We start from the raw sequence: 18,045 nt of genomic DNA on the forward strand, positions 1-18,045 counted from the left end.
CTGTGAACAGAAAGAAACTTTAGCTGTGGGTTTAAAGCTTGAAACAGGGAACGGAGAATGAGATAATTTAGGGGATTTTCCGCTGCCTATTCCCTGTTAAAGTTCTTTTCGATAAATTGATAAGTTGTTTTTAGTAAGATAAGAATTTATTGAGATTTATTAGCATTAATCAGAGTATAATAAACTATCTCATATGTCAATTATTTTAGTCATATCATTAACCGTTTCAAGGTGTATAAAAATGTTGGTCAAAAATGCCTTTTTACTCTTTTAACTTTGTGTTCTCTGTGCCTAGTGCGGTTAGATAAATTACTTTTGAACCACAGAAATCGCAGAGATCACACCAAAGGAAAGCCAAGATTTTTCGAGTCACCATACTTACTTATCAGTTTTACGCAATCATAAACAACTGTAGCAATGACATCAAAATCTCGTCAGGTATCAAACAGGCGTAGAGATTCAAACCATCCTCTGCAACGCTTGCTAAACTATGGGCATAATTATCGCCAACAAATTTGGCAAGCAACAGCATTTTCTATTATCAATAAATTGTTAGACTTAGCACCACCAGTTTTAATTGGTATTGCGGTGGATGTAGTGGTCAAGCAGCAAGATTCTATCATTTCATTATTGGGTGTCAAAGATATTTTTTGGCAATTTTTGCTGCTTTCATTGATCACTGTAATTGTTTGGATATTTGAATCAGTTTTTGAGTATGCTTATGATAAGCGTTGGCGAAATTTAGCGCAAAATATTCAGCATGATTTGCGTATAGATGCTTACAATCATTTACAAGAATTAGAATTAGCTTATTTTGAAGAGCGTAGCACAGGTGGTTTGATGTCGATTCTCAGCGATGATATCAACCAACTCGAAGATTTTTTAAATGAGGTAGCAAATGAAATTATTCAACTGATCACCTCATTCATAGTTTTGATTGGTGGTGCGTTTTTTATCTTACCTACCAATATAGCATTAGTGGCAATGTTACCCATGCCATTTATTCTTTGGGGTTCATTTGTCTATCAAAATCAGCTGACATCTCGCTATGCTGATGTGCGGGAAAAAGTCGGATTTCTCAACTCACGCTTGGCGAATAATATCAGTGGTATTACTACAATTAAAAGTTTTACTGCTGAGGATTATGAAAGTAAACGTTTAGCCGCAGAAAGTGAAGCCTACAGGCATAGTAACTCTAAAGCAATTCAACTTTCTGCTGCATTTATTCCTTTGATTAGAATACTCGTTTTAGTAGGGTTCACCTCCTTGTTGCTGTTGGGGGGAATGGCGGCATTTTCGGGAAAAATCTCTGTAGGTAATTACAGTATTTTACTCGTTTTAGTTCAACACTTGTTGTGGCCATTAGTAACAATCGGAAGAATATTTGACGAATATCAAAGGGCAATGGCTTCTACAAATCGCGTGATGGATTTGTTGGATACTCCCATCAAAATTTCTACAGGTAATATACCGTTACCTATTCATAAAGTACGTGGGGAAATTGAGTACAAGGAAGTCACTTTTGCTTATCACGATAGACATCCAGTAATTCAAAATCTATCCTTACACATTCCAGCCGGAAAAACTATTGCGATTGTTGGTTCTACAGGTTCTGGTAAAAGCACTTTAGTAAAACTACTGCTGCGATTTTATGAAGTTTCTGCCGGAACAATTACTGTTGATGGCATTGATATCCAAAAGTTGGATTTACGCGATTTGCGCCGCAGTATCGGCTTGGTAAGTCAGGATGTATTTTTATTTCATGGCACAGTTGCAGAGAATATTGCCTACGGTACTTTTGATGCCACAGATGAATCAATAATTATGGCAGCTAAAGTTGCTGAAGCCCATGAATTTATTATGCGACTGCCCCAAGGTTATGAGACGATTGTTGGGGAACGAGGGCAAAAATTATCTGGGGGACAACGCCAGCGAATTGCGATCGCGAGGGCAATTGTCAAAGATCCCCCGATTTTACTTTTAGATGAAGCCACATCAGCAGTCGATAATGAAACTGAAGCCGCAATTCAGCGTTCCTTAGACCATATTACTATTAATCGAACGACGATCGCGATCGCTCATCGTCTTTCCACTATCCGCAATGCCGATTGCATCTATGTCATGGAATACGGACAATTAGTAGAATCAGGAACCCATGAACAATTGCTAGAGAAAAACGGTATTTATGCTAGTCTCTGGCGCGTGCAGTCAGGGTTAAGATGAGCGAAGAAAGGCAGAGGGCAGATGGCAGAGGGCAGATGGGGTAATAATTTTCATCTTTGGTTGTGTAACAACGTTCATGAATAGCTGTCTTGAAAGTAACCTCACCCCGGCTACGCTACCCTCTCCTTACTAAGGAGAGGGGGAAGGGGGTGAGGTTTTTCATGATCCTCCCAGTAGATATCTGTATAAGTCATCAAGAATAGCATTCGCTGCTAGAATATTGCCTCCATACCAATAACCAGAATCAACTGTGTACACCTGATTGTTTTTGGCTACTTTGAGTAATTGCCACAGCTGGCTTTTCTGATATTTTTTGAAGTTTTCTTCAGCACCAGGATCTAACATTGCAAATAAAACATCTGCATCCAATAAGTCTACACGTTCTAAGCTGATCAATACAGAATATGTTTCTGGACTGGTGGTAGCCTGAAGTTGATGCCTGGGTGCAGAAAGCCCCACCTCCTTTAAAATCCATCCGGAAAATGAGAATATAGTATCAAACTGTGGATTATGCAAGCCTGCATAAAATCGGCTTGCCGAAACCTCCATTGTTCCCAGTTTTTCTTTTATCAGTTTTTGGAGTTGTCTCACCCGTTGTTGGTACTGTGCAAGCGCATCATCAGCCTGTTCAGTTTTGCCTAGTATTTCGCCGACTTCCCGCAAAGAATCTTTCCAACCATCTTTGAGGTATTTTGCTTCCAGTTTCACTGTGGGAGCTATTTGGGAAAATAGCTTGTAGTTGTCAGCAGTCAAGTAAAATCCCAGAATCAAATCTGGATGCAACTGTACCATCCTTTCTATATTCACCTGGGCTGACTTGCCGATAGAAATTATCTCTTCTATCTTCTTCCCTGCAAACTGCTGTCCTCTACTACCTGCAAGATTTGATTCTGCTGCTGCTATTGGCTGCAAACCTAGTCCTAGCACTGCATCTAAGGCTCCTTCATCTGTAACAATCACACGCTGGGGTTGAAGAGGAACGCAAGTTTCTCCTAGTTCATGCTGAATGACTCGGCACTCAGAAATACCTAACTGTGCCTTGGAGATATCAGTTTTTTGCATAATCTGAGTGTCGCAAGCTGTAACCCAGAGAAAGAACAGAGCGATGAGGAACAATGGTTGAATACAAAGATGCAGTTGATTTTTCATTATGGCCAAAGCAGCATTCAACAGACAGTGCTAAAATCTCCAGGAGACAGAACCAACCACAGTTAATGGATCGCCTGGAAATACTTCTAGGTCATTGCGGGCACTTTCAAAATACTCAATGTTAAACAGGTTCTTGATATTAATAGAAGCACGGAAGTTGTCTTCCTGATAAAAAATAGCGGCATCCGTCCTTACATAGCTTGGCAAGGAAAATGTGTTAGCTATATCCCCCTCACGTTCTCCAACATAAAACAGCCCAAAACCAAATCCCAATCCCTGCAAATCTCCCCTCTGAATTTCATAAGTAGTCCACAAGCTAGCACCAAATTCCGGGACGTTATTGAGTTTATTACCTGAAAAATCGGCATCTTCTGTAACCTTGGCATCAGTATATGCTGCGGAGGCAATAATTTTCCATCCAGGAAGTATTTCTCCAGCAATATCCAATTCCACACCTTGACTGTTTTGTTCACCTGTTTGCACGGAAAAACCAGGATTATCTGGATCATCAGCTAGAACATTAGAACGAGTGATATTGTAGTATGCTAGGGTTGCAGAAAGCCTATCAGTTAAATCCGTTTTCACACCCACTTCCCACTGAGTGCCACGCTCTGGCTTAAATAATCTTCGATCAAAAGTTGTTCCCACAACTTGTTGAAATGAGCGAGTATAACTTGCATAGAGTGAAATTTCGGGAATGGGTTGATACACGATCCCAAATCTAGGGCTAAAGGCTTCATCTTGTTGGAAAGAAGGAAATGAATCACCAAAACTATCTACAAACTCGCTCCTTTGATTGATCAGATCGAAACGTCCACCCAACAAAATTTTCAGGTTATCTAATAGAGTAATTTGGTCTTGAATATAGATGCCTAAAGCTTGATTGGTTTCTTCAAAAGAAGAAGCCGTGTCAGGAATTCTCGCACCCACTTGATCACGACCGTATACAGGGTTGAAGATGTCGATTGGTGTAATTTCTAAATCTACCCCAGAAGAGTTATAGGTATCTCGGTATAGATCAACACCAAATAATAGCTTATGGGCAATACTTCCTGTCTTAAAATTACCAACGACATTGGTGTCTAGAATGTAACTAGTGCCGTCTTGTTCATCTAACTGGTTTTGTAAACGTTCCAGAGTGCGACCATCCTCTTGCAGTTCTAGAGGAAGAAAAGTGTTTTGAGGCTGACGGTAAAACGTGGCTCGAAATGAGTTGCGAAGTTGCCAGTTATCATTAAAATTATGCTCAAACTGATAACCAATCCGCCCGATGTTTTGCCCAACAAAATCGACAGAAGGCTCACCAAGAAAGCGCTCAATTGGAATATCACCGTTGGGATTGGGTAGGACAGTTCCTCTGGCTGGTAAACCGCGATCGTTTTTCTGCTCAACAACGGAATAGCTTCCTTCTACCGTTAAGTTAGTATTCTCGCTCAAACGAAAGGACAAAGCAGGAGCAAAAGAATAGCGCGTGATATCAAAGAAATCAACAAAGGTTTCCGAACTAAACCCGTAGGCATTAAAGCGGTAGAGAATATTTTTGTTTTCATCAAGAGGGCCTGTTAAATCAATACTGCCAATGTATGTATTGAAATTTCCCAAGCCTAACTCTACATTATAGGCAGGAGTACTCAGAGGTCTTTTCGTAGTAACGTTAATCGTTCCTCCTGGTGTACCCTGACCAAACAAAGCTCCTGCTGGTCCTTTGAGGACTTCTACTTGCTCAACGTTACCAAGGCTTGTACCACCACTGCTATACCTGTCACGCAAACCGTCAATAATGATGTTGTTAGTACCAAAACCACCAAAACCACGTATTGTGTAGTAATCAAAGGGAGAGCGAGTAGATACACCTTGTGTCACACCTGAAATATTCCTGAGAGCTTCATTGAGTCGCTGCACTTGTTGATCTTCAAGTACTTCCTGAGGAACAACTTGAATTGAAAAGGGAGTGTCTCGGATCGGAGTATCAGTTCTAGTCCCAGTAGTGGCACTCGGAACGTTGTATCCGTCTTGCTCACCCGTCACCACCAGTTCAATCGGTTCATCAGTTTCTGCTGATGGTTGCTCTGGTTGTGTTTGACTTTCTGGCTGTGTTGGTGGAGGAGTTGGTGGCGTTTGCGGTTGCTGCTGTGGTTGTGGCGCGGAAGGTGCAGGCGTAACCGCAGGCGCAGCAACTTCAAAAATCAAACCATTATCACTATCAAACAACTCGATTGTTGGCGCACCCGTTTCACCCCTGACTGTAACCCGAATAGTATTCGCATCCTGATTAGTCACAGTTACCTCAGCAATTCCGGCAAGAGGTTTTTCTTGACGAAATGTGTTGCCATCAGGTAAGCGTAGTTGTGCGTTTGGTATGTCAGCAATATAGGCGTTGCCCTCATTCCTTCCCGATACTTGTAGTTGCTCTCCTTTGGAAGTCTGGAGAATTACATCCAGACCTTTTTCCGTGGTATTAACTTGAACTCCCCTCACTTCGATGACTTCTGTTACAGGTGACTGCACTAGCCTTTGGATAGTCTTAGGCACAAAGTCTATTTCACTTAGGTGGGGTATCTTTTTGATTAGCGCATTGGATGCTTGAAGATTCGCTTTTTTGTCAGATTGGGTATCCTCTGTCTTGACATCTAGAACTTGTACTTCCTTGCTGAAAACAGGAGTTATTAACAATAAAGCAAAGGAGGAACCTGTAATTAATAGACTTTGAATCAATAGCTGTAGCTTCATTTATTCCTCACACCTAGCTAAAACACTGAAAAAACTCAATTTGCAATTGTGGTCTAAATGCTAATAAATACTAATAATTTACTTATTAGCATTTATTAGCATTAGCGATATTTAAGAATAAACCGTATATATTAACAATTTTTGGTTATGGAAGATACATTATTTCTCAACTAAAAGCTTATTTGCCTCTAAGGAGGAAGAATGAGTATTAAATATTACAATTAAATACCATACAAGAGGAATTAGTTGTAAAGCGCCTTAATTTAATTAACTTTAAGGTCATTTAGATATATTTGTACAAACTTTATACTGCCATTACTGGGCTGCAAAAGCAATCTTCAGTTACCTTCACTACTAGCATCTATCTTAAGGCTGATTTTATATAGCTAATATACTGACTTTATAAACGTAAGATTTTTGAGAAACATTTATGAAAATAAAAATAATTTTAAAGATAAAAGTTTGCATTATTGTGGTAAGAGTATATTGAAACTAAATTGCAATAATTATCCTCCGTGAACTGTGTACACCAGGGTGAACAAAAATTTTGATGAGAAAACTGTTGGGCGATCGCACCCAAATCTCGTACAAACTGGGTGAACAGAAGATTTTGTAACTTACCCCCTCATTCCGAAAAATACCTCAATGTTTATTAGTCCCAATGCTCATCAGTTATCCTATTGTTGGGGAAAATTTGGTTCAAACAGTCCGCTACACATCCCCAGAGCAAAGCGCAAATAAAGGGTTTGTGTGGATCAACCAAACACAATACTTTGAAGACGTACCGCCTCAAATCTGGAACTTTCATCTAGGAGGTTATCAGATTTGTCAAAAATGGCTTCAAGAACGTATCGGTTGCTCTCTTTCTAACAATGAAATTCAGCAATATCAGCGTCTTGTTCTGATATTAAAAGAAATAATCGAACTAATGATAGCAATTGAAGCAGCAATTCACCACAGCCAACTTAACAATTGCAAAATTTTTGAAAACTTACAAATAATTATTGCAGAGCAGCTAGGCATAGAACCTAAACAAATCAGCCTAGCATCAAAATTTATTGATAATTTAGGTGCAGATTCTCTAGATATGATAGAAATGTTTATTTTTCTAGAAAAAGCTTTCAATATTCAAATTAATCATGAAGTTGCTCAAGAAATTTCAACTGTAGAAAAACTTGTAAATTATATTTGTCAAAACTTAGCTTCTTAAACTCTTAGTGTCTTGGTGGTGAAAAAGATAGTATTTTCATCACTAAGACACCAAGAAAAACTCATTTCAACACTAACACCTCAACAAGAGTAGTTTAGAAGACCTGCCGCTCCTGCAAATGAGCTAATATTTCCCGACGCTGACGCCAAACTGGATGCAATTGTTTTTTAGCAAACATCTGTAATTGCTTACCCACATGAGATGAACTTGGTTGCGATGCATTGCCGTAACTAGTGAGTGCCATTGCTCGTACAGGATTAGAAAATTCAATAGCAGCAACATAGGAATCACCTGCAACAGCTTGGAACCGACCGTTTTCACTAGGAGCAAAGTTGAGTACACGGAAAATTCCCAAATCACCATCTCCACCATTGGCAGGTAAATCGACATCACCCACCCTTACCCGAAAAACATCCCCCCAAGGTACATCCAGCGCCCCATAAGTCTTTTCTACCTGTGCTGCTACTGCTTCGAGTGTTGCAACTGCACTTTTCGGATTAGCTAAGCCATCAGGGGTGGTGCGTGGGGAGTTTTCACTCCAAGGTTTACTAAATACCTGCTCCCAGTCCATCTTTTCTACCCAAAGAGCAAATAATACCGCTCCCCGACTATCTGTATTGGCTTGCCGATCCCAGGCTTCTAGAACACTAGCTGCTTGCCGTCCTATGTCCTGACCATATTTGCGGGCAGCTGGGATTAAATCATCCAAAAGCCGATCAGCCAGTTCCATGCGGGTAGAATGCTTGTATGCAATCATTTCATCAAAAGAGATTTTGTCATCCTCATCCAACATTCTTACAGAACGCTGGGAGCGAAAATCCATGAAACGAGGCGCCATGTAAGGTGGGTAATTATCTGCTTTGATGGCGGTTGGAAATGTGGTTGTCCAAGGTGGGTCATTGGTATTTTGTAACCAACCGCTCTTGGGGTCAACTATGCGCGGTAAATCCTGATATGGATGTATTTTTGTCCACAAGGTTTTAGATGTATTGCCTGGAATAATGCCTTCCCAGTAGTCAAAATCACCACTTGATCGCATTGGAACTTGACCGTTGAATAGGTGCATAATATGCCCTTTTCTATCGGCGTAGATTACCGTAAACATTGGTAATTGCAATCGCTTGAGTACCTTTTCAAACTCGTTGAGGTTTTGGGAACGTGCCATGTCCCACCACTGCTGGAGGACTCCTGGTTGGTCAAGACCAACAACTCTCAGGGCAAAGGCTTTATTATCTTTCTCAAGGACGACGGGCCCGTGGACAGAAGTTTTCACTACTAATGGTTGTTCTTGCAAAGAACCATTTTTCTGCTTCACCTTCAAGGAGAGGGTTTTGGAAAGGAAGTTGCGAACTTTGCCATCAAAGCGATAACCGTTACCTGCCAATGTCAGTTGATAAACATCCCAGCCATCGTGGGTGTTAACGGTGTGAGTCCAACCTAAGTTGTCGTTAAATGCGATCGCCAATACAGGAACACCCACAAGTGTTGCTCCGTAAGCATCGATTCCAGGTGCGGTGATTTGAGCTTCATACCACAGGAATAAATCTGACCAGGGTAGGTGTGGGTTGGCTAAGAGCATTGCGTTCCCACTAGCAGAATGACTTGCTGTGATCGCCCAACCATTAGACCCTGCTTGTAATTTTTGTTTGCTTAGGCCTATTACTTGTTCTGGATTGACTACAAAAGTGAAATGGAGTACCCGATGCAGGTGAGCCATGACATCTTCTGGTCTGACTGGTAGCACCACCTCAACTTCATCATTAATCAAGTTACCGTGTTGGGAAGCATAGGTATTGATCCCAGCAGCAAAAGCATCAAGATAACTACGAAAAGTAGGATTCTGTGCCCTGTACCAATTACGAGCGCGTTCTGGTATTCCTGTAGTCAACACCCATCGGTCTGAGTCTAGATATTCCTCTCCCCAGTATTCGGCTGCACGTCCCCGTGCTTGACCGTAGAGACGTAAAAGCAGGTCTCCATGACTTTGCATTTGTGCCCAACCGAAGGCGTAAAAAGCACTCCGGTCATCTTTACCGTAGATGTGCGGTACACCATAGGTATCCCATAATATTTCTGTAGATTTGACTGGTACAGCAGTAGTCTGGCTGCCTACAAACAAAATAAGTATCAAACCGAGTATCAAGGGTAAAACGCGTCTTGATACTCTTGTGTAAACCCTGGATAAAAACTCAATCCTCATTACCACCACCATGTGCAGGTGTAACGCCTGGTGACTGAAACTGCTAAGTAAATTGTGCGTATAACTTTTAGACCTCCTGCAAAAGATAATTTTGCAAGAGTTGGGGTGCATGTTAAAGGGGAAAGGATATTTCAATCCCTTTAACCCTTTCCCCTGACTTCTGCAAGAAGTGTATTATTTCTATGACTGTCATTTGACCAATGACCAAGCAGATTTTCGTTGAGCTAACACAACGCCACTTGTTGAGAAATTATATCAGGATTTGCAGGAAACTGGAATAGTATCCTTTGTTCCTGGAAAATTAGAAAGGAAATGGCTACATAATCTACATAATAATGTAATGTATATATAAATTTATCAAGAAAGATTATCAAATTAGTACTTTAAAAACTGTTAAATATTGAGAGTGAAAATTACAAAACAAATAGCCCAGAGAATGTAAAGTTTTCAAGTAACAGCAAGATAATGACTAAAGCGACCATAGTGTCACCAAGAGGATTGAAAAAGCCACAAATGCCAGCCTTACTTGGTCTGGTTCTGGGACTGTGTATCCTGCTAATTTGCTTGGCTTACAGTGTCACGCTAGGTGCAGCAGACATTCCTCTGGACAAGATTTTGGCATCTTTTATCGCCTTTGATGGTTCCTATGAACACTTAGTCATCCAGACAGTGAGATTACCGCGAGTGATCATCGCTATCCTTGTAGGTTCAGCCTTGGCAGTATCGGGAGGATTAATGCAAGGTTTGACACGCAACCCTTTAGCTGATCCAGGGATTTTAGGTATAGAGTCAGGAGCAGCACTGGCTGTAGTGGCAACAATTTTTGTTTTTGGCAGTTCCAGCTTGAGTGTTTTAACGATTGTGGCCTTTTTGGGTGCAGGAGTCACAGCAACGTTAGTCTACTTTCTGGGTTCTCTGGGACGGGGAGGAGCTACCCCACTGAATCTCACAGTCGCAGGTGCAGCACTCACGGCTCTAATTTCTTCTCTCACTACTTCGGTTCTGATCGTCAGTCAACGAACTTTACAAGAAATTAGATTTTGGTTAGCTGGTTCACTGGCTGGACGCGATACCAATATACTCTTGCAAGCACTACCTTTTGTCATGGTTGGATTAGTAGTTGCTTTTGCCCTTGGTAGGCAAATTACTACTATGAGTCTGGGTGAAGATGTAGCTAAAGGCTTAGGTCAAAAGACAGCTTGGGTCAAAATGATTACTGCCATTAGCGTAGTTTTACTAGCAGGCAGTTCCGTTGCTCTTGCCGGGCCCATCGGTTTTGTTGGCTTAGTTGTTCCCCACATAGTGAAATTTTACATTAAAGCCGATTATCGTTGGATTTTACCTTATTGTGCCGTTTTAGGTGCGATTTTACTCTTGGTTGCAGACATTGCTGCGCGCCTGTTGCTCAAACCCCAGGAGTTACCTGTAGGTGTAATGACAGCACTGATTGGCGCTCCCTTTTTTGTGTATCTGGCTAAGTCTAAGGTGAAAAAATGAAGGTTGATTGGCTAGTTATCCGTTCCCAGGCGATATCCTTCCGTATCGACCGACGCGTACCACTGGTGCTGCTATTTCTGGGATTAATCACTACAGTGGCGACGGTGATGAATTTGAGCAGGGGTGAATATCCAATCTCACCCTTGGATATCATCAAAACTTTATTGGGTATAGATACGGGAAATCCAGACTATGCCTTCGTGATTTATAACCTGCGTCTATTCCGTACTCTTGTGGCTTTGATGGTGGGAGTGGCACTGGCCATCTCTGGCACTATTTTCCAAGGTTTAACACGTAATCCTCTGGCAGATCCTGCTATTATTGGCGTCAATGCCGGAGCGAGTCTCGCGGCTGTTACAGTAATTGTACTGTTTGATGTAGCGCCAATTTATACTTTACCATTGGCAGCCTTGATAGGTGCTTTATTGATGAGTGTTTTAATTTACTCGCTAGCTTGGAACAAAGGCAGTTCCCCGATTCTATTAATTTTGATGGGTATTGGCTTGTCTGCGATCGCAAATGCTTTTATTAGCTTGTTGATTACCTTTGGGGATATTCATAACGTCAGTGATGCTTTGGTATGGTTAGCTGGCAGTGTCTACGGACGTACCTGGGAACAAGTATTTTCCTTCTTACCTTGGTTAATTGTTTTCCTTCCAATGGCGTTGATCCTAGCAAGGCATTTGAACGCTTTGAACTTGGGAGATGAGGTCGCCAAAGGTCTAGGTACTCGCGTGGAATGGGAACGTGGTTTACTAGTGCTAGTAGGTGCAGCCTTAGCAGGTGCAGCAGTTGCTACCGCTGGAAATATTGGTTTTGTTGGTTTAATCGCACCCCATATAGGAAGACAGTTGGTGGGTGCAAACCATCAAGGTTTGATTCCTACCTCAGCGCTGTTAGGAGGAATGATTGTTGTGATAGCAGACTTCCTGGGACGAACACTGTTTGCACCCATCGAAATACCTTGTGGGGTGGTGACTGCTGCGGTTGGCGCTCCTTATTTTCTGTATTTGTTAATTCGTAATCGTAAAAAATAAGGGACTAAGGAGAAATTAATTCATAATTCATAATTCACGCCTGATGTGAATTAAAACGGCGTTGCATAATAGCGGTATGAATTGAGGTCAATTAATCATGGAATGTCCACGCTGTGGATCTTGTCATAACCGTAAGAATGGAAAGAAAAGAGGTAAACAGAATCACATTTGCTGTGATTGTGGTCGTCAATTCATTGATGTCTATAAACCACCCAGGGGCTACTCGGATGAAATCAAACAAGAATGCCTAAAAATGTACGTCAATGGTATGGGATTTCGTGGAATTGAAAGGGTGAAAAACGTTCATCATACTACCATTATTCATTGGGTTAAACGAGTGGGTACACAATTGGCGGATACACCAAATTCAAAGGAAATTCCGCAGGTGGGAGAACTAGATGAATTAGAAACATTTATTGGTTCAAAAAAAATAAAATCTGGTTGTGGACGGCGGTAAATCACTTTACTCAAGGTATTCTTGCTTGGGTTTTAGGTGATCGTAGTTCGACTACTTTCCAACAGTTATGGAACATTGTCCAGTGTTGGCAGAGTTATTTTTACGTCACAGATGGATACCCTGTTTACCCTTGTTTTGTTCCTGATGGTGACCAAATTGTGAGTAAGACCTACATGACACGAGTCGAAAATGAAAACACAAGGCTTAGACATTATTTGGCTCGTCTTCATCGTAAAACTTTATGTTATTCCAAAACCGAGGAAATGCTGAGATACTCTGTTCGATTGTTATTGCACTACCTCAAATATCGTTCTGTTCCCTTACCTGCCTAAAACATACCTTTATTCAGCAACGCCATTAAAACTATGGCAACAATCCTGTTTTTAAAATCGAACACCGATGAACACAGATGAACACGGATAACTTATCTGTGTTTATCGGTGTGCATCTGTGTTCGCTGATCAAATCAATTCATAATTCATAATGGTTTCACTTATGAAAGGACTATCAACCAAAAGCCTGTCTTTAGCTTACGATGGTGTGCCGATTATCCGTGATTTGAATTTGGTAATTCCAAGTGGACAAATTACTGCTTTAGTTGGTGCGAATGGTTGTGGTAAATCAACTTTGTTAAGAGGTTTAGCCAGACTCCTCAAACCCCGTGGCGGCACAGTATATCTTGATGGAGAGTCTGTTTTTAAGCTTTCCACAAAGGAAGTAGCGCAGCAGTTAGGTATTTTACCCCAAGGGCCAGTTGCACCAGAAGGGTTAACAGTAAGAAATTTGGTAGCACAAGGGCGTTATCCTTATCAAAGTTGGTTGCAGCAGTGGTCAGCAAAAGATGAAAAGATTGTACAACAGGCGCTAGAGATTACAAATTTACTAGATTTGGCAGATCGCGAACTGGACACTTTGTCTGGTGGACAAAGACAACGAGCTTGGATTGCGATGGCATTAGCCCAAGATACAGATATTTTACTTTTAGATGAACCGACTACTTTTCTAGATTTGGCGCACCAAATAGAAGTATTGGATTTGTTATATGAGTTGCACCAAACTCAAGGACGGACTATTGTTATGGTGCTGCACGATTTAAATCATGCGTGTCGTTATGCTGATTATTTGGTTGCTGTCAAAGATGGTCGGATTTTTACGGCTGGGGAACCAAAACTGGTAATGACTGAGGAGATGATATTAGAAGTTTTTGGGTTAGAGTGTCGTGTTGTTAATGATCCAGTGGTGGGAACACCGATGTGTGTGCCGATAGGACGTAAGGGAGCAAGGAAATTACAATCAAAATCTTCTTGAAAAATCTCCCACCACAGCTTGGTGGGGGAATATCAAACAAATTTCACAGGCTAATCTATCTTTGCATAGCTAATTCTCTCAAATTCCCTGAGATTTAAAATATCACTGCTATCACTTTCCTGGCTACGACGGGCATAATGCCTGTTAAGACAAGCTTGATTATAGTCATAAATTTGCACAGCTCCCACAGATAAATTATCTTCTTCTGGTCTAGGATTTTCTTTAAAAGCATTTTCTAAATCTGGAAGCAGATTCGGAATTTTCTCTTCAATATCTGTCGGTAATTCTGCCAGATAAAGAAATGCTACAGCCCGTAATAATGCTGGCATTTTCCGGTCTATGGCACTATTCAATAATATTTTGGAAAGTTCTATATCTTTACCACCATTTTCTTCTTCATAATAATTCTTTACTTCCTTAAAGAAATTTTTTAGGTATTTGACTGTGTCACTTGTGTAGACTTTTACTTTTTGTTCTGCCAACTCTTGGGCGACTTGATTTACCAATTTGATAGGTGTGAGAGTCAAAGTTCTCTTATTCAATGCTAATTCCAATTCCCTGATTTTTTTTAATGAGGAAATTGAGCTATCTATGATATCGCTAAATAAGTCTCTCAGTTTACTTATTAATTTTGCGTCTAAATGTTCTTCTTCTTTAACTTTATCTAGAACATCACAGGCTCGACCAACGACACCTACCTCATACTTATCTTTATTTTCCAAAATATTGATTAGTGTCGAGATTGTTTGCATACTCAAATGATGCTTAGGCAATTTCTGAGAGGAATGTAATTGCAGAAGTAAAAATGCAAAAATTGTTCTCCGTTTATATACCTCATATTGTTTCCATTCTTCATTTTTATTTTTTAAGCTTGCACTCTCTCTTTCTAAAGTTTCTAGTAATTGCAACAGCTTACGTTCAGTTTCTTCACCGGAACACTCTCCAATGGCATACTGCAATGCGTAGGCTCGCCAGGTTTTATCATGGCTAAATTCCCCTTGGGGAGATTCCGTCAATTCCTTACATACATCTTTCAGTAATTTTCGATTCAGTTTTTCTTCTCCACTTTCTCCACCATCATCTTCAAATGGTGTCTGAAAAAATTGAAAAATTCGGAAAAAGAATTTGGCTGTTTCATCGTAATCGGTTCTCATGAATATATCCATTAAAAACCGATAAAATTCTTTACGCGTTTCCCAGTCTAAAACCCCCGGTCTTCTAAGCAAATCTTTGATAATTAAACTCATAGATTCGGCGGTATCAAACATTCTATCCAGTTCATCTGGTGAATATTCTTCGACAAAATCTTTTAAGTCTTGATTTACTAATTCTGGTTGACGATGGATAATCGAAGTAATCAGAATTGCTCTTTTCCAAACTTCTACTCTTTTCCAAACTTTATAGTTACTACCATTAAAAAGCCAGTATGCTAAGGAAGAACGGTTACGCAGTTCTGTTAATCTGTGAGCAGATAAATGAGTGAGATGGGGTTCATTAATAGTAAACTTATCCTTGCCATCTAATCGCATAATAAAAGGTAAGCGTTCTAACATTAAACTCGTAATACGTTTAGCACGCATTTCAGAAGTTTCACCTTCGGGTTCTACAGGCATATTGAGTACCCATGCCTCAATTTCTGCTGTGTCGATTGGTCGCTCTTTTTCAATTATTTCTAAAGCCCATTTACTCAATTTTGACCAAATTTGATTTTTAGAAATATCAGTACCTGGGAAATAAACGGAATTTTGTAAAGATTGTCCGATACTTCTAGCCTCGGGCCATCTAATTATGTTGAGTTCTAGGCTTTGATGCTCAAGGTGGACATCAGTTGTACCCGGCATGTATCCTTCTAGAATTAGTAAGGCAGCAAGTACAAGATGTAAGGGATTACGTAAAAAATCTCCCTTTTTTAATTCTTGATGATGAAAATTTTCAATAAATCGAATACATTGCTTGATATTAGCTTCCAAAGATTTTTGTTCTGTTTCTGTGCCTTTTTTGTCTGCTTCTGTTCCTTGTGCTAGGGAAAGATATAATCTTTGAACTAGCTCTTTTTGTTCATCACGAGTAAGAGGACTAAGTTGACAAACTATTTTATTTTTAATTTGCTTGAGTAATGAATCTTTGGGATTACGATATTTGTCTGGACGACTTGTGAGGATAAAGGCGCACTGTTCGTATTGGAGTATGAGAGTTTCTATATCTCTGAGTGCTTGGTCGCGACGTACTTCATTAGGAATTTCATCTAATGCATCTAACAAAAAAAGTACTTCACCTCTTTTACAAGCTTCTAGAAACAGTTCATCATTTAAGCCTGTACCAAAGTAGTTATGGTAATCTGCTATGGCCGCTAAAACTGGATGTCCGAAGCGCTTAACTGTTTCTTTGGCTGGTGGTTCGTTATATTGAATCAGTGGAAATATAATTGGGATTTTTGTGCCAAGTTGATATGTCTCGTCACGTTCTGCATTAAATCCTTGAGCATCAACAATCCATCTAATTAAAAAGGTTTTGCCACTACCAGCAACTCCTAATAAAACGATAGGGCCTTTTTGGGCTAACTGTGGTAAGTCTGCTAGCTTGACATTATCTATACTTAATGAGTTAGTATCACTCAAAATTTTTACTCCCCGATCCACAAAAGCGTCTTTTGCTGATATGGATGTGGTGGCTATATGAGGCAATAATAACCAAGGAGATATACTTCCGCGACTAATTCTTTGGAGTTGTAGAAAGAGCTTAGCCTCTTTTGTGTAAATTAATGCTTTTCCTCTTTCTGATAAATTCAAAAGCTTTTGTTGAGCAACCTCTGGAATTCTCTTTGTTTCTCCTTTTTCCCATCGACTTACTGTTTTCATTGCAACACCAAGTTGATCGGCGAGTTGCTGTTGGGTGAGTCCCAGTTGCTCGCGAATTTTAAGAATGTCACTACCTTTCATAATTCAAAATTGGGTAGATACAAGTTCCTTTTAGGTAACTTTCTTTTATGTTAGTTATCCTTAAGGTTGTTTTATTTTAATAAGAAAAAATCAAATGGATGTTATTAGTAACTTATGCATGGACAAGCGATCGCACTGCTCCGGACCATTTCTTGTTTATGATTGGTGGTATCCCCGAAATTACCTCCAATTAGGAATTCGCCAGTATGACTAAGAACTTGGGAATTGGGACAGATAATATCTAGGTGATATCTTGTACAGGTTGTTAACCCAAATCCCCAATGAATAACTCCATACTCAGCGCCGTACACTTCGTTCATTGCATTGTTACCTGGCCACAATTTCAGTGCGGTGTTAATCCCAAATCCCACCTCCCAAATAAATTGATAGTGAGGATCTATAGTAAATAGATGTTCTAGTGCTGATTTGGCTGCTTCTACTGATGGATGAGTAGCCTGTAATTTGGCGATCGCACCATTCTCAACTGTGGCGATTACAGCATGTTCTTTCAGGGTTGATAGCTGTTCGTAAATGTAAGCTTGTTCTGTTCGCCTAGAAAAGTCTTTACCAGAATGCAGAATTGGATAACCCCAAAATGCCAACTCCCCATTAATTTCTAGTCTGCATTCAGGACTAAATTTGCCATGAGTTAATGGTAAAACACTCAGTTCCCCGGATGGAACTATTTGCTGTTGACCCCAATCTAAAAATCCACCTTGCTCAAACCACTCGTATTCATCAGCCAAGTGGAAAAATTTAGCTGAAGTTTGATAGCGTTCATCGATAATATGCAAATACTCTGCTTGCTCAACAGTATCAAAAAAATGGTTGGCAAATGCCCCTTGAGCTTCTGAGTCAGTTGCTTCTATGACACTGAGAAAATGTGCGATCGCTGCCCAAGAAGTAGGGGTAGAATTAACTGCCATAATTGCCAGTTTACGCAAACCAAGTTGCTCTGACTCTACTGCACAAATGTAGTGTTCTGGACAAATAACTAAAATATGGGCAGGTTCTTGCGTTTGCTGAATGACCTCTGTTAAACTACCGCCAGCGTAAGTGAGAATTTGATAAGATTTATAAGAATTCTCCTGTTCAATAGCAAAGGCATTAACCAAATCAACTTCAGTTACAAGGTAAAAGTTGCATTCTTGAGTAGAACCAAACTGAAGATACTTGTGTGGGCGAATCGCTATTTTCTCTTCCATATTGCAGCGCTCCAGTTGGTAAGACAGTTAATTATAATCACCAAAAACTAGCAACCACAGGAATTAGGCTGCAAAATAAAGCTTTTATTG

Annotated in this window: 11 protein-coding genes; 6 read left to right on the forward strand and 5 right to left on the reverse strand. The window is 40.3% G+C overall.

Features of this window, described 5'->3' with window-relative positions:
- Positions 1 to 417: 417 nt before the first annotated feature.
- Positions 418 to 2,223 carry an ABC transporter ATP-binding protein gene (locus RS893_RS09540; RefSeq protein ID WP_315790959.1) on the forward strand — a complete coding sequence of 602 codons (1,806 nt, stop codon included), beginning with the start codon at positions 418 to 420 and terminating at the stop codon, positions 2,221 to 2,223.
- A 159-nt stretch (positions 2,224 to 2,382) separates the two neighbouring features.
- Here RS893_RS09540 and RS893_RS09545 read toward each other — a convergent pair whose 3' ends face one another.
- On the reverse strand, positions 2,383 to 3,372 hold the full coding sequence (locus RS893_RS09545; RefSeq protein ID WP_315790960.1) for an iron-siderophore ABC transporter substrate-binding protein: 990 nt from the start codon (positions 3,370 to 3,372) through the stop codon (positions 2,383 to 2,385).
- Positions 3,373 to 3,402: 30 nt separating this feature from the next.
- The gene (locus RS893_RS09550; RefSeq protein WP_315790961.1) at positions 3,403 to 6,102 is read right to left on the reverse strand and encodes a TonB-dependent siderophore receptor; all 2,700 of its coding nucleotides are present in this window, start codon (positions 6,100 to 6,102) and stop codon (positions 3,403 to 3,405) included.
- A gap of 661 nt (positions 6,103 to 6,763) precedes the next feature.
- Here RS893_RS09550 and acpP point away from each other — a divergent pair.
- The gene (acpP, locus tag RS893_RS09555) at positions 6,764 to 7,312 is read left to right on the forward strand and encodes an acyl carrier protein (protein ID WP_315790962.1); all 549 of its coding nucleotides are present in this window, start codon (positions 6,764 to 6,766) and stop codon (positions 7,310 to 7,312) included.
- A gap of 94 nt (positions 7,313 to 7,406) precedes the next feature.
- Here acpP and RS893_RS09560 read toward each other — a convergent pair whose 3' ends face one another.
- On the reverse strand, positions 7,407 to 9,512 hold the full coding sequence (locus tag RS893_RS09560; RefSeq protein ID WP_315790963.1) for an acylase: 2,106 nt from the start codon (positions 9,510 to 9,512) through the stop codon (positions 7,407 to 7,409).
- Between the two features lie 465 nt (positions 9,513 to 9,977).
- On the opposite strand from RS893_RS09560, the gene RS893_RS09565 reads away from it, so the two are divergent.
- From RS893_RS09565 to RS893_RS09580, 4 genes are all read left to right on the forward strand, one after another.
- Entirely contained in the window at positions 9,978 to 11,009 is a 1,032-nt protein-coding gene (locus RS893_RS09565; RefSeq protein ID WP_315790964.1) for an iron ABC transporter permease, read from the forward strand.
- The gene (locus RS893_RS09570; RefSeq protein ID WP_315790965.1) at positions 11,006 to 12,046 is read left to right on the forward strand and encodes an iron ABC transporter permease; all 1,041 of its coding nucleotides are present in this window, start codon (positions 11,006 to 11,008) and stop codon (positions 12,044 to 12,046) included. Before RS893_RS09565 ends, RS893_RS09570 begins: the two co-directional genes overlap by 4 nt.
- A 97-nt stretch (positions 12,047 to 12,143) precedes the next feature.
- Positions 12,144 to 12,835, forward strand: a protein-coding gene (locus tag RS893_RS09575) for an IS1 family transposase (protein ID WP_315784082.1) whose coding sequence is annotated in 2 segments (ribosomal slippage) — positions 12,144 to 12,468 and positions 12,468 to 12,835 — 693 coding nt in all. Because the reading frame shifts where the segments join, the coding sequence is not laid out codon by codon here.
- 163 nt (positions 12,836 to 12,998) lie between these two features.
- Positions 12,999 to 13,811, forward strand: coding sequence for an ABC transporter ATP-binding protein (locus RS893_RS09580; protein WP_315790966.1), 813 nt, complete (start codon positions 12,999 to 13,001; stop codon positions 13,809 to 13,811).
- Positions 13,812 to 13,861: 50 nt separating this feature from the next.
- Here the strand turns inward: RS893_RS09580 and RS893_RS09585 are convergent, their stop codons facing one another.
- Both RS893_RS09585 and RS893_RS09590 read right to left on the reverse strand, forming a co-directional pair.
- Positions 13,862 to 16,750: an NACHT domain-containing protein gene (locus RS893_RS09585; RefSeq protein WP_315790967.1), complete on the reverse strand. Its 2,889-nt coding sequence runs from the start codon at positions 16,748 to 16,750 to the stop codon at positions 13,862 to 13,864.
- Between the two features lie 104 nt (positions 16,751 to 16,854).
- A complete protein-coding gene (locus tag RS893_RS09590) occupies positions 16,855 to 17,955 on the reverse strand; it encodes a hypothetical protein (RefSeq protein ID WP_315790968.1) in 1,101 nt (366 codons plus the stop codon).
- Positions 17,956 to 18,045 lie beyond the last annotated feature (90 nt).

The organism is Fischerella sp. JS2, assembly GCF_032393985.1.
Lineage (GTDB): Bacteria > Cyanobacteriota > Cyanobacteriia > Cyanobacteriales > Nostocaceae > Fischerella.

Excerpts from the sequence above, each read along its gene's own strand:
- RS893_RS09570 (WP_315790965.1), top strand. The coding sequence starts at position 11,006 with ATGAAGGTTGATTGGCTAGTTATCCGTTCCCAGGCGATATCCTTCCGT.
- RS893_RS09590 (WP_315790968.1), bottom strand. The coding sequence starts at position 17,955 with ATGGAAGAGAAAATAGCGATTCGCCCACACAAGTATCTTCAGTTTGGT.
- RS893_RS09580 (WP_315790966.1), top strand. The coding sequence starts at position 12,999 with ATGAAAGGACTATCAACCAAAAGCCTGTCTTTAGCTTACGATGGTGTG.
- RS893_RS09550 (WP_315790961.1), bottom strand. The coding sequence starts at position 6,102 with ATGAAGCTACAGCTATTGATTCAAAGTCTATTAATTACAGGTTCCTCC.
- acpP (WP_315790962.1), top strand. The coding sequence starts at position 6,764 with ATGCTCATCAGTTATCCTATTGTTGGGGAAAATTTGGTTCAAACAGTC.
- RS893_RS09540 (WP_315790959.1), top strand. The coding sequence starts at position 418 with ATGACATCAAAATCTCGTCAGGTATCAAACAGGCGTAGAGATTCAAAC.
- RS893_RS09545 (WP_315790960.1), bottom strand. The coding sequence starts at position 3,372 with ATGAAAAATCAACTGCATCTTTGTATTCAACCATTGTTCCTCATCGCT.
- RS893_RS09560 (WP_315790963.1), bottom strand. The coding sequence starts at position 9,512 with ATGAGGATTGAGTTTTTATCCAGGGTTTACACAAGAGTATCAAGACGC.
- RS893_RS09565 (WP_315790964.1), top strand. The coding sequence starts at position 9,978 with ATGACTAAAGCGACCATAGTGTCACCAAGAGGATTGAAAAAGCCACAA.
- RS893_RS09585 (WP_315790967.1), bottom strand. The coding sequence starts at position 16,750 with ATGAAAGGTAGTGACATTCTTAAAATTCGCGAGCAACTGGGACTCACC.